Below are 12,417 nucleotides of genomic sequence, written 5' to 3'. Positions count from 1 at the left end.
ATGTTGTCTTATGATAGTTCCAGGCATCTAAACAGGTTGTAATGGTTTGTGTATCCAAACCGTAAACGATCATTCGTAACGGAATTTTGAGGGAGAACTTCCCTTTGTTTTTTTGAATAGCCGGTTGAAATGTGGAATATTTGTAAATCCGACATGATAACAGATTTCCGATATAGACCTATTTTTCTGTTTCCGTTATATTGGATATTTTGCCATTTGGCTTGGTACTGTCATTATTAAAAAACCAACAGTGTGGAATTTCAGGGGGAATCATCACCACCTCTCCACATTGAAATGATTCTGTGGTATCACCGATAAGTTTCATGCCCGAACCGATAACAATAAGCGTAAGTTCCCATGAAGATTGTCTGTACAACCCGATTTGCTCATCCGGAGCAATATATACATGGTTGAAAGAAAAAGAATGTTCTTGCAATGACTTTATAGTATTATTTTGCAAAATAGTATAGCTTAACGTTAAAATAACTGATAATGCAAATATAAGACAATCTTTATAGAAAATGAAGCAAACATAAGAACCAACAATAAATTAACTTTGTAAATCTTTATACCCAATAAACATAGATGATAACAGTGTATCAGTAATAATTTAATAATAAAAAGACATGAAAAACTTATTCAAATCGTATCACAATGTATTAACAACATTAGTTTTTACAGCTATTGCAATTGCCTTGCTCACAATATCCGGGGCAGTGTCTGCAAAGAATAAAAAAATCGGTATTCAACTTTACTCTGTTATGGATGCCGTGAAAAAAGACCCTCAAGCGTCTATAGAACGTCTTAGCCGTATGGGATATAATGTTTTCGAACTTGTACAATGGGGTGGTGATACGAATGTATTCGGTTTGCCTGCTAATGAATTCAAGGCGTTGTGTGATAAGTATGGGGTTGAGATCATTTCTACACATTCGAGTATTCAGGAAGAACCGGGTAATGAAACCGAAATCATGAATCGTTGGCGTCAACTTTTTGAAATTCAAAAAGCATGTGGTGGCAAGTATTTCGTTATTCCGAGTTATCAGGTAGATTATACTGTAGAAGGTTTGCAACAGATGTGCGATTATTTCAACAGGGTTGGTAAAGTTGCAGCTGAATATGGGCTGAAGCTCGGATACCATAATCATGCGGCAGAATTTGGCAAGTTAAAAGACAGTAATGATATTATGTGGGAATATCTTGTTGAACATACCAACCCTGAATATGTATGTTTTGAGTTGGATGTTTATTGGTGTGGTAAAGGTGGTAAAGATCCAGTAGCATATTTGAAGAAATATCCGGAACGTATAAAGATGTTGCATATCAAAGATGAGTTTGTTATTGGAGAGAGCGGAACAGTCGATTTTAATGGGATTTTTAGCCAGTTATACAAAAACGGTATGAAAGATTATGTTGTAGAAATCGAAATCCCCCAAAGTCTGCGTGAAAAGAAAAATGCGGATGGCAGTAAATATACGCAGGAACAAATTATGGATGAAATGTTTAAGGCAGCACAGAAAAGTGCTGAGTATTTGAAAAAAGCAAAATTTGTAAAATAAAGTAGCAGATAGCCGAGTAAAGTTCGAAACAGGATTATTACTCGGCTAATTTTTTAGGTTTCTCAAATAAAGTAATGTCCCTTGTCTGATGCTCAAATACTATGGTAAATATCCCATCCATATGAAATTCAGGTTTATCCCAAATTTTTTCTGTTTTTTGAAAAATAACAAAGTCCGCTTTTTACACCGTTTTCCAATAAAGAAGGATTATTTTTGCTGGCAGAATCAAGCAGCATGGAGCAGTTTCAGATAATATTACCATCCACGTTACTAAGGCCATACGTGAAACAATATTGGTTTTTAGCGATTGATAATGCAAAGCGAAGTTCGCAGCGTTACGTGCCGTCGGGGCATGCTATGCTTGCTTTCCATCGAGGAGACCGAATTTATTCTACTTTACATAAAGAAGTCCAACCTCGTTCGAGTTTATGCGGACAATCAACATTCTATACTGACATCATTTATTCTGGCACTATCGATCTGATTATGATTGTTTTTCAATCAGTAGCAGCAAGGGCTATCTTTGGTATTCCAATGGATGAATTAAGGAATAAGAATATGGATGTTGATTTACTGGGAGATACTGCTTTGCTTGATTTAGAGAAACGGCTAATGGAAGCCGGGGGTAACAATCAATGTGTCAATCTGATTGAGCAATATCTATTAAGGAAGTTAAACGACTTTACTTCCGATCGGTTTGATAGAATGGATGCTGCTGTTAGATCTATTAATAAAGAGGAACAAGATCTTGCTGAACTATCTCGATCGGCTTGCCTCGGATATAAGCAATTCAAACGGGTATTTGTTGAGTATACAGGCTTAAACCCTAAAAAGTTCCTGCAAATATCCCGGTTCCGAAAAGTTTTACATAGTTTGCATACTGGTTCGCAAACTAATTTAAGCCAATTGGCTTGTGATAGGGGGTATTGTGATAAATCTCACCTGATAAAAGATTTTAAAACATTTATAGGTTATACTCCAAAGGAATATCTTTCTATTTGTGATCCTTATTCAGAAAGTCTTTTTTTATTTGATTCCATCTTTATCAATGGGGAACGTGAAACGCAAAACAATAAATTACGATTAAATAATGTACAATGAAAATATTGATTTATGGTGCAGGAATTATCGGCAGCACGTATGGTTGGCAACTGGCGGAAGCCGGACATGATATAACGGTGTTTGTCCGGAAGGGCCAAAAGTTACAGATTGAAGAACAGGGCATTCATCTTGTTTGTCAGGATTTCAGGAATGGTAGGAAGAAAACGGTTGATACGGTCTTTCGTCCTCATGTGATTGATGAACTGGATACACAAAATGACTTTGAATACATTATTGTTGCAACCAATAAGATACAACTTCCAGACGTATTACCGGTTTTAGGAACATCGGCAGGTAAAGCGCATGTGTTGTTCTTTCAGAATAATTGGGATTGTTTTGATGAAATTGCCTGTTTTTTGAAGCCTGAACAGTATTTCTTTGGTTTCCCGTTTATGGTTGGAGGTGGAAGAGAAGCGGACGGCATATATTGTGTTATCTCGGGAATGAAATATTCTCATACTCCTATTGGTGAGGTGAATGGAGCGATAACTCCCCGTGTGCGGAAAATCGTACAGGCTCTGGAGGGTGCATCTCTGAAGCCTGTTGCCTCCCGGCAGATATTACTGTGGATTATTAGCCACTACGCTACCGCCGCAGGATTGACTGCTGGAATTTTAAGTGCTGGTAGTGCAGCTAAATTTGTGAATGATTTGTCTATTATCCGAACGACTATCCGGGCCATTCGTGAAGGCTTTTCTATTTGCTTGAAACGAGGATATGATGCAAAAGCGGAGAAGGCAAATAAATTATATCAGTTGCCTTTGTTCTTCAGTGTTCCAATTGCAAAGAAGATATACAGCAATGAAGCTCTGCAACTCATGTTTGACGGTCATGTGAGACATTCTCCCGAAGAGGTTCGGCAAATGCTTGAAGATCTGATTGCTTATGGGGTAAAATATGGTGTAGTTACTCCTAATTTGATAAAATTGAAAGAGGCAGCATCCTCTGTTTAAGGTTGCCTTTGAAAAGAAAACTACCGTTAATATCTTGTTTTATCTTTAATTTCGTTGTAATAGGCCTCAACACCGATTTTTTTCATTCTATTATTAATATCAACGGAGCGTTTTTCTAAATGTTCGTCAAATCCGGTATTATTACATGGAAATTTATCACATTGGAAACAGAAATCAATCTTTTTTTCTTCACTACACTCTCTTACTTTACAGTTTTTGAATAATATACATTTTTCATATCTACAACCTTTGCACTTAGGTATGGAAAAATAGTTTAACAACAATTTGAATGAAGGATAGTTAGCAAAAACAGGTTCGTTTAATAGTGAAACAAAACGTTCTGCATAAATGTCGAATTTTCCTAATGAATCTTTTAATTTTTGACTTAAATGGATAATGTCTCCGTCTGCAAAAGCAAAACATTTTCCACAATGTAATCCGCAAGGCGAGAGTCTTGATTTTATAAATTCATAATCCATAGAAGTAGTAGTTGAAATAATTTACGGAACAAATATATTATTTTTTCTTTTACTTACTACTAAGTGAATATGTTTATCTCAAGCATGAATACCGGATCAAAATAACAAAATAGGCATAAAAAAAGCAGTCATCATAAGATAACTGCTTGATTTTTTGTGGTGCCACCAGAAATCGTCATTTTGACTTAAGTAGCTGTATTTCTTATAGATATATTTTCAAAAAAGAAGTAATCTCCCGCTATTGCTCCACCAAATTTTTGCACTACTTTGCGGCGAAATTCTTCACAACACATTTCCTTTTGCAAATATACGAGGAATCGTCATAATTTGGAAATTTTGGAGACAATTTTATGTGTTAATTCTTCATTGAAATATTCATAAAGGCATTATATGTGTTTTGTAACAAGAAATGTGATTGTAATATATTGAATAATAGATTTTTGAAGAAGAAGAGTATAACAATGGGTAACGATATAGAAACGAGCGAACTTCTTTAGTCTGCTGTGTTTTTCCATTGCTTCAAATAACTCTACCACAAAGATAAATCATTTTGTTGAAACCTTGCCAAATATATCCATCATTCTTCGTATCTTTGTAATTACAAAGCATTTAACATGGATAAATTCAATGCGAATGAAAGTGTAGATACTACGAGATTAGAAAAACTATTTCTTGAAAGTGGCACACTAAAAGTATTTAGAAAAAATGAATATATGGTTCGTCAAAACGATAAAACTAACCATATAGGCTTTGTTGCATCTGGTATATTCCGTCTTACTCGCATAGATACGAACGGTAACGAATGGATTGTTGGTTACAGTTTTGAAAATGATTTCGTATGTGATTATCCATCTCTAATTAATAGAACCGATGCAACGGTTAGCATACAGGCAACAACTGATTGCGAGGTCTATTTACTATCTCTAAGCAAACTCAACCAATTTTGGGAAACCGATATGGAAACACAGCGTTTAGGCAGGCGTATTGCCGAAACCATGTTTGCAGAGATATACCAACGCTTATTAGGGTTCTATTGCGATACTCCTGAACAACGCTATCAGACGTTAATGAAGAGATGTCCTGATTTGCAAGAACTAATAACTTTAAAGGAAATAGCACTTTTTCTCGGTGTAACTCCTGAAACTCTAAGTAGAATCCGCAAAAAACAGCTGCAAAAATAGAGGTCTTGACTTTCGTCAAGGCTTTTTCGCTTTTTACTACCTAATATTGCCACCATAATGATAAACTGAATTATTATGGTAACTTACACTCACTTCGGCAAACAACCCGATGTTCTCAAACATCTTGTTCTCTGCGAGGTTCTTCAAATAGAAAAACCGCAGATATATGTAGAAACAAATTCAGCGTGTGCCATCTATACAATGACACATACTCCCGAACAAGAATATGGTATTTATCACTTCCTGAACGAAGCGAATAAAGATGCTACACTAAAAAACTCCCTTTATTATCAATTAGAGAGTGAAAGCATGGCAAATGGAAACTATTTAGGTTCTCCGGCATTAGCCATGAAAGTATTGAATAATGATGTTAAGGGGTGTCTATTCTTTGATTTAGAAAAAGAGGCACTGGAGAATATTGAATCATTTGTAAGACACCAAGCTGTTGCACCATCAATTAGAACCTTTGACTGCGATTCGATTGATGGAGTATTAAAGCTATTGCCGTCATTACCCAAATCCACGTTTCTACATATAGACCCTTACGAGATAGATAAACCCAATAGCAATGCAAATACTTATCTTGATGTATTAATCAGTGCTACCAAATTGGGGATGAAGTGTTTGTTGTGGTACGGATTTATGACCATTAACGATAAACAGGCACTCAATAAATCCATGTCTGAGAAATTTAACAAGGCAGGCATTAAGGATTATACGTGTTCAGAGCTGATTATGAACGCTATAAAAAAAGATACAGTAATCTGTAATCCCGGCATATTGGGAAGCGGAATCTTAGCAACCAACTTATTCCAAAAATCCAATGCAGTGATTCAGGATTATAGTAAAAAACTGGTTGAAATCTATAAAAACGCTCAATATAAAAAATTTAATGGGAGTTTATATAATGATACCATAAATAAAAAACAAAATATTAGAATCAAAAGACATCTTTAATTGTGTGAATCATGAAAGAATTATCCGAACAGAGATTTTTCCGGTTATTGTCGGAATACTCACAAAAAGAGTTTACCGTAAATGATTTTACGGCAGCATTACAAGAACTTGCCAATCACTTGGCAAGCATTGCTATAAATGAACAAGACTACGCTGTATTGTTACGTTATCTCTCCTTTGGACTTAACAGGCTTAAATCGCATCGAGTACAATTTGAGCAGGGGGAAAAATGCCTTGTTATTGCTTATTGATGAAGCAATAGGACTTGTAAACACAGAACTTCGTATACTCAATATGCGAATTAAATATCCGGTTCAATTCCAGAACCGAAAGAATAGCTTACCATCATCCCCGCTACACCTAACAGATGAAACTTATCTTATTGAAATAATGGAGCTTGTTAGCGGACTATTCCTATCTAAGAGAGTAGTAACGCATATTGGAACAGAATCCCCCCTTACAGAAATTGGAAAAGCATTTGAATATCTCTTCAATATCAAATTGGGGGATGTTCACAAGAAGCATGAAAGCGTTATTAAGCGTAAGCCATCCAAAGTAACTGAATTTTTAGATACACTTCGTAAAGTTATTATCGAAGAAAGCAAGAAGAAAGGCTATTTGTAAATCAACAATTTAGCAACTATTTATGGGGGTGTACCAGTGGTACACCCCTAACTTTTTTACACTCATTTGCCGAACTTTGCTTCATCAATCGATTGAAAACAATAATGTTAAACTAAAAAATGAAGCAAAATGTATATAGATAACGAAAACTTCGACAAGTGGATGGAACGGTTATCAAAGAAGCTCTCCGAAATCGGGCAAGACCTAAAATCCCTTATCAATACTGACAAGGTATTGGACGAAAACGATAAGATACTCGACAATCAAGATTTGGCTTTCCTGCTAAAAGTATCTTTCCGAACCTTGCAACGGTATCGGGCAAGTGGCAAACTTCCTTACTTTACCATAAGTCATAAGACCTATTATCGAGCAGCCGACATCCGGACTTTTATTCAAGAAAATGCTGATTGCAAGACCTATGAACGGTTCAAAAAGGAAAATCAACTCGATAAGCAAACCGAAGCAGAACAAGGTGGGTAATGTTACCACCTAATGAAGTGCTAACAATCCCCATTTAGCAGAAACCGCCTCGCCCTGTGGCTCGGCTCGTTTCGCTAAATGAAGCAAGAGGGAACTGGACAAGTCCTGTTCTTCCCTCTTGCCCTGCGGGGCAAAGCCTTCAGCTTTGGTGCTTTAGCATAAAGCACAGTTATAACACTTGCTATAACTCAAATTGATATACAATTCTATATGAGCAAGTTAAATTTATAAATAGCTATAAAATAGTTATAACTATGACCAAACAGAATCGAAATATCATATTTACAACCATTGCCATAGATAATGAGACCGATAAACTTATCGAAAAGTTATGCAAACGCTATTCGCTGAAAAAAGGGGAAATAGTAAAATTGGCTTTTCTATATCTGGAGAAAGCAAATATCAATCCTGCCGATGCTCCCGAATCGGTAAAGTCAGAGCTTGCCAAGATTAACAAACGGCAGGATGATATTATCCGTTTCATTCGCCATTATGAAGAAGAACAATTAAATCCGATGATACGGACAAGCTACACAATAGCGTCTAAATTTGATACGATTGCCAAAGCATTGGAAACGCTCATCCTTTCACAGTTGGAGCAGAGCCGAGAAAAATATCATGCAGTATTGTACAAAATAAGCGACCAGTTCCAAAAACACGCCGATGTAATAAACAATCAGGGAAAACATATTGGTTCATTACAACAAGTGCAGAAAAAGGATAGTGCAAAGTTATTGAAACTGATTAGCCTGTATTCAGATTTGACTACTTGTGGAGTAATGGACGGTAAACGAAAAGAGAACCTAAAAGCCGAAATTAACGAACTAATAAACGACTAATCCATGAATATAGATTTCCCGCCACCCTCCAAAGGTACATACAACAATGCAGGCAGTAGCCGGAAATTGTGTAATTATCTCGAGCATGAAGATATGGAACGCATGGAGCAGGGAATCTATACCGAAGGCTTTTTCAATCTAACGGATGATAATATCTATAAATCCCAAGTAATAAAAGACATTGACAGTAATATCGGACAACTCCTAAAGACGGATGCAAAGTTCTATGCTATTCATATAAGCCCATCAGAAAAGGAACTTCGGGCAATGGGTAATACCGAACAGGAACAAGCCGAAGCCATGAAACAATATATCCGTGAAGTGGTTATTCCTGAATATGCCAAGAATTTTAACAAAGGATTATCGGCAGAAAATATAAAGTTCTACGGGAAGATACATTTTGATAGAGATAGGTCTGACAATGAACTGAATATGCACTGTCATTTGATTGTCAGCCGGAAAGACCAAAACAATAAAAAAAAGCTATCACCGCTTACTAACCATAAGAATACAAAGAAAGGAGCAATCAAAGGAGGATTTGACCGTACCAACCTGTTTCGACAAACAGAACAAAGTTTTGATAAGCTATTCAAGTACAACCGTCCTCTATCCGAATCCTTTGAATACTACAACACCATGAAGAACGGAAGTATCTCCGAACAACTCAAAATGCAGGAGAAAGTTATCAGCCAACCCCAAGAAAACCAACAAACTATAATTTCCGGTGAAAAGGAAAAGAAACAGGCGGTAAATCAAGGAAGCGATTTAGGCTTATCGTCTGCATTAGGTATTCTTACTCCCGAACCAAGTAACGGCAACGAAGAACAGCCGATAAAACGACCGAAAAAAAAGAAGAAACCGAAGCGAGGATTTAGGAGATAACAATATAAATATCAGCATTATGAACGAATACGAAGAAATAGAAGAGGCAATAGATATGTACCTGATGAAGCGGTTTATGTACCGCCGTTCGCTTGTATATCTTACACCCGACAATATAATAACCACCCGAAGAAACAGTCGAATAGACTTATATTTGCATATCAGGAGACTTGAAAGCCTATTTCCGCCCGATTACCTGATTATAGCCCGAATAGGCTTCAAAAAAGAACGCATCGGGCATGGCTCCCACTTCCTTCAGTTCTTAGCTGAAATAGCCTTAAAATATGAATATAGGCATATCAGAATAGAATCTACCAACGAGAAAAGCAGTTCATTCGCCGGAGGTAGGATTCCAATCTATTGAGGGCTCAAACTATGCAATATCAGTAAAGAATTTAATATCTTATTTTCAAGATAAGAGTTAATATAGTTCTTTATTTAGTTGATTTACAAAGGTACATTCCGGTAATAGAACGCCAACACCGAGCCGCAAGCGGTTTTTATAAATTTCTTCCTTTTTGTTTCTCAAAAAGAGTAAATTTCTAAAAAGTGTTGTCTTATCTATTCCCTGCATGAAAGAGATGTATATCAATTAAAAAAGAAAAAAATATGTGTTGGGATTGGTGAATAACGCCAGTCGCAGCCACTTCTTGCCTCTGCATTACATTTACCAAAACGAACCAATCTTCTGCTTTACTTTGCCTGAAAATCATTGCAATGAGGATAAATTATTAATCAGTAAAAGGATTTTATATGGATATAATAGCAATCGAAAGCAAGACGTTTGAGAAGATTAAAGAGCGTTTTAAGAATTTCTCCAATCAGGTTAAAGACTTTTGCGGGAACAGTCAGGACAAAAAACAATGGTTAGGAAACGAGGATGTTTGCGGACTACTGCAAATATCGCCGAGAACATTACAGTCGTACAGGGATAACGGTATTTTGCCATTCTCTCAAATTGGACGGAAGTGTTATTACCATGTGTCGGATGTGGAACAGTTAATAAACAACTCTAAAAAGGAATCCCGATGAAAGAAAAAGAATATACGGGCAGAATGTTCGATTTAAGTGTATTAGTCGGCAATTGGGAGAGCATCAACCTGAATCAGACAATTATCATTTACCGAAATGGTGATAGCTATTTACTTAGCGTCATCCATATCAACGAAACGAGCCGACAGGCAAGCCCTGCCACCTATGAGATACAGGAAGATGAAGACGGATTTTTCATTTACTATAATTTGAAACGGTCGGGTATTAGCTACGATAGGCAACTGGATTTATTAACCCTCTCCGCATTAGGCGACTATATGCGGAACTAAAATGAATACCACAATGGAAATATTAGATAAAAAATCAACGGATATTGCTTCTTTCTTCACGGATCTGAATGAGTTGTTGGATACAACCCGACATGCTCTTAAAAACCGTACTCCGCACCTGAATGGGGAAAAGTTCCTTTCTAATCGTGATGTTTGTCGGATGCTTCACGTTTCATCCCGAACCTTGCAGGACTGGCGAGATACAGGGAAAATTCCGTTTATTCAGATCAAGGGAAAAATACTCTATAAACAATCAGAAGTATTAAAGTTGTTGGAACAGAATTGTTTATAACAAGCTGTTTTAAATGAATATTTTAAGAAAGACTTGGGAAATGACTTCTAAGTCTTTTTTTATGTGTATTTTTGTGATAAGTTAATCATAAATTAAAATTGTAATATGTCAACTATCCATTTTTTAAACGTCTTAGAAGGAGACTGCAATATAATTCAACACGATTCTGGTAGAGTAACCGTAATAGATGTTAGCAATGCGTACGATGATGTTGATACAGAAGAAGAAAAAGCAGTCAAAGCATCTGAAATAAGGAAAAATATGTTTGAACGAACACAAGTTCCTTCTGACAAAAAAGATTACAAACAAAAAAAAATACCCGATAATCCGATTTTATATTTACAGAAATTCAGTATAAAGAATATTTTCAGATTCATTGTTACTCATCCTGACATGGATCACTTAGATGGAATAAAAGACCTCTTCAATAATTTTAGTATATCTAACTTTTGGGATACAGACAACAAAAAAGAGATTTCAGATAAAGCCGGATCAGGTGGTTATAATATGGAAGACTGGAAGTACTATAAACAATTGAGAGATGGAAAAATTCAACCATGTAAGAGATTGACGTATTTTGCAGGTAACTCAAATGAATATTACAAATATGACGATATACATATTTTATCCCCTACATCACAATTACTAAAAGACTGTAATGAGTGTGAGAATTGGAATGATTCTTCATATGTTATTTTACATACACCTCCTAAAGTAGGAGGAGGACATTGGAAAATCTTGTTTGCTGGAGATAGTGAGGATAGTACATGGGAACATATTTTAGAAAACTATTCAGACCTAGTAAAGGATACAGATATTTTATTTGCACCCCATCACGGTAGAGACTCTGGACGAAGTTATGATTTTTTAAAAATAGTTAATCCCAAAGCAACACTATTTGGAAATGCAAGTTCAAAATATCTTGCTTACAGCCAGTATAAGAGCAATGTTAAAATAACCAATAATCAAGCAGGTTATGTAATTCTTGACATTTCTCCTGATTATCTTAAAATATATGTTAAAAATTTAGAATTTGCAAGGGATTTCCGACATAAAAGAGAGTGGACAGAAGAGCCACAATTTAATAGAAACCTTGATGCATATTTTCTTTGTCAATATAAAGCAAAATAATAAATATGAATTTTAAAGCATACGATATTCTATCTTCTCTTGTGCCAGGATTCATAATGTTGTTATCATGTTTGCCTTTTTTAGGATATGAATATGATAAAGATTATGTAATTGGATATACAGCAATTGCCTTTGGATTGGGTTATCTTTTAAATACATTAGGCGGCTGGTTGGAATATTTCTATTTCTTTACATGGGGAGGAATGCCTTCTTCAAACCTTCTGGATGGTAAATGCATAAAGAGGATAAAAGTGTATAATTATACCTCTATAAAGGATAATCTGAAGGCGAAAACATCAAATCAGAACCCCTGTAATAAAGAGTTGTTCAATATAGCTATGAGAAATGTATTTATATCGAAAGATAATAGAGCAGAAGATTTTAGTAATAGTTATGCCTTTGCAAGAACCATGTTAACATGTGCTATTCTTAGCTCCATTGTTATTATAGCAACTTACTATGACGATTGGAGAGCGTATCTTGCAATTCCTATTACTCTAATTTTCTGGTACAGAGCTAAGCAAAGAGCTTATTATTTTGCTAAAGAGATTTTGCTGATCTATTCAGAGAAAGAAAACATAAAATAGCAGTGATTAAGGTGCTATTCCCAGCAGAAT

General features: G+C 35.8%; 19 protein-coding genes. 16 read left to right on the top strand and 3 right to left on the bottom strand.

Annotated features, from left to right (window positions below):
- Positions 1-69 precede the first annotated feature (69 nt).
- Together ACGE0T_RS16555 and ACGE0T_RS16550 are read right to left on the bottom strand one after the other, a co-directional pair.
- Complete coding sequence (locus tag ACGE0T_RS16555) at positions 70-138, bottom strand: hypothetical protein (RefSeq protein ID WP_459190498.1); 69 nt, start codon at positions 136-138, stop codon at positions 70-72.
- 40 nt (positions 139-178) lie between these two features.
- Positions 179-460, bottom strand: coding sequence for a cupin domain-containing protein (locus ACGE0T_RS16550; protein ID WP_459187697.1), 282 nt, complete (start codon positions 458-460; stop codon positions 179-181).
- A 166-nt stretch (positions 461-626) separates the two neighbouring features.
- Here ACGE0T_RS16550 and ACGE0T_RS16545 point away from each other — a divergent pair, with 166 nt between their 5' ends.
- The 3 genes from ACGE0T_RS16545 (at position 627) to ACGE0T_RS16535 (ending at position 3,613) form a co-directional block, all read left to right on the top strand.
- Positions 627-1,559: a sugar phosphate isomerase/epimerase family protein gene (locus ACGE0T_RS16545; RefSeq protein WP_459187696.1), complete on the top strand. Its 933-nt coding sequence runs from the start codon at positions 627-629 to the stop codon at positions 1,557-1,559.
- A gap of 234 nt (positions 1,560-1,793) precedes the next feature.
- Positions 1,794-2,660 (top strand): DUF6597 domain-containing transcriptional factor, encoded by an 867-nt coding sequence (locus ACGE0T_RS16540; protein WP_459190497.1) that lies wholly within the window; start codon positions 1,794-1,796, stop codon positions 2,658-2,660.
- Entirely contained in the window at positions 2,657-3,613 is a 957-nt protein-coding gene (locus ACGE0T_RS16535; RefSeq protein WP_459187695.1) for a ketopantoate reductase family protein, read from the top strand. The genes ACGE0T_RS16540 and ACGE0T_RS16535 overlap by 4 nt, the downstream gene beginning before the upstream one ends.
- Positions 3,614-3,639: 26 nt before the next feature.
- Here ACGE0T_RS16535 and ACGE0T_RS16530 read toward each other — a convergent pair whose 3' ends face one another.
- A complete protein-coding gene (locus tag ACGE0T_RS16530) occupies positions 3,640-4,092 on the bottom strand; it encodes a DUF3795 domain-containing protein (protein ID WP_459187694.1) in 453 nt (150 codons plus the stop codon).
- Positions 4,093-4,706: 614 nt separating this feature from the next.
- Between ACGE0T_RS16530 and ACGE0T_RS16525 the strand changes: the two genes are divergently transcribed.
- The 13 genes from ACGE0T_RS16525 to ACGE0T_RS16465 all read left to right on the top strand — a co-directional run bounded on the left by ACGE0T_RS16525 (position 4,707) and on the right by ACGE0T_RS16465 (position 12,387).
- Positions 4,707-5,273: a Crp/Fnr family transcriptional regulator gene (locus tag ACGE0T_RS16525; protein ID WP_032583302.1), complete on the top strand. Its 567-nt coding sequence runs from the start codon at positions 4,707-4,709 to the stop codon at positions 5,271-5,273.
- A 75-nt stretch (positions 5,274-5,348) separates the two neighbouring features.
- The gene (locus ACGE0T_RS16520) at positions 5,349-6,230 is read left to right on the top strand and encodes a 23S rRNA (adenine(2030)-N(6))-methyltransferase RlmJ (protein WP_459187693.1); all 882 of its coding nucleotides are present in this window, start codon (positions 5,349-5,351) and stop codon (positions 6,228-6,230) included.
- An 11-nt stretch (positions 6,231-6,241) separates the two neighbouring features.
- Positions 6,242-6,481, top strand: coding sequence for a hypothetical protein (locus ACGE0T_RS16515; RefSeq protein WP_005645933.1), 240 nt, complete (start codon positions 6,242-6,244; stop codon positions 6,479-6,481).
- On the top strand, positions 6,444-6,854 hold the full coding sequence (locus ACGE0T_RS16510) for an RteC domain-containing protein (RefSeq protein ID WP_459187692.1): 411 nt from the start codon (positions 6,444-6,446) through the stop codon (positions 6,852-6,854). The genes ACGE0T_RS16515 and ACGE0T_RS16510 overlap by 38 nt, the downstream gene beginning before the upstream one ends.
- 129 nt (positions 6,855-6,983) lie before the next feature.
- The gene (locus tag ACGE0T_RS16505; RefSeq protein ID WP_106831478.1) at positions 6,984-7,334 is read left to right on the top strand and encodes a helix-turn-helix domain-containing protein; all 351 of its coding nucleotides are present in this window, start codon (positions 6,984-6,986) and stop codon (positions 7,332-7,334) included.
- Between the two features lie 254 nt (positions 7,335-7,588).
- The gene (locus ACGE0T_RS16500) at positions 7,589-8,173 is read left to right on the top strand and encodes a BfmA/BtgA family mobilization protein (protein WP_459187691.1); all 585 of its coding nucleotides are present in this window, start codon (positions 7,589-7,591) and stop codon (positions 8,171-8,173) included.
- Between the two features lie 3 nt (positions 8,174-8,176).
- Entirely contained in the window at positions 8,177-9,055 is an 879-nt protein-coding gene (locus tag ACGE0T_RS16495) for a DUF5712 family protein (protein ID WP_459187690.1), read from the top strand.
- A 19-nt stretch (positions 9,056-9,074) separates the two neighbouring features.
- The gene (locus tag ACGE0T_RS16490) at positions 9,075-9,419 is read left to right on the top strand and encodes a GNAT family N-acetyltransferase (protein WP_459187689.1); all 345 of its coding nucleotides are present in this window, start codon (positions 9,075-9,077) and stop codon (positions 9,417-9,419) included.
- 389 nt (positions 9,420-9,808) lie between these two features.
- Positions 9,809-10,087, top strand: a complete 279-nt coding sequence (locus ACGE0T_RS16485; protein WP_459187688.1) for a helix-turn-helix domain-containing protein — start codon at positions 9,809-9,811, stop codon at positions 10,085-10,087.
- On the top strand, positions 10,084-10,377 hold the full coding sequence (locus ACGE0T_RS16480; protein ID WP_459187687.1) for a DUF3876 domain-containing protein: 294 nt from the start codon (positions 10,084-10,086) through the stop codon (positions 10,375-10,377). Before ACGE0T_RS16485 ends, ACGE0T_RS16480 begins: the two co-directional genes overlap by 4 nt.
- Positions 10,378-10,390: 13 nt before the next feature.
- The gene (locus ACGE0T_RS16475) at positions 10,391-10,669 is read left to right on the top strand and encodes a helix-turn-helix domain-containing protein (RefSeq protein ID WP_459187686.1); all 279 of its coding nucleotides are present in this window, start codon (positions 10,391-10,393) and stop codon (positions 10,667-10,669) included.
- Positions 10,670-10,774: 105 nt separating this feature from the next.
- Positions 10,775-11,800, top strand: a complete 1,026-nt coding sequence (locus tag ACGE0T_RS16470) for a ComEC/Rec2 family competence protein (RefSeq protein WP_459187685.1) — start codon at positions 10,775-10,777, stop codon at positions 11,798-11,800.
- A gap of 5 nt (positions 11,801-11,805) precedes the next feature.
- Entirely contained in the window at positions 11,806-12,387 is a 582-nt protein-coding gene (locus tag ACGE0T_RS16465; protein WP_459187684.1) for a hypothetical protein, read from the top strand.
- Positions 12,388-12,417 lie beyond the last annotated feature (30 nt).

The organism is Parabacteroides sp. APC149_11_2_Y6 (genome assembly GCF_054506995.1).
The sequence above is the reverse complement of the archived record's forward strand: the minus strand, read 5'-3'. Positions and strand labels throughout refer to the sequence as shown.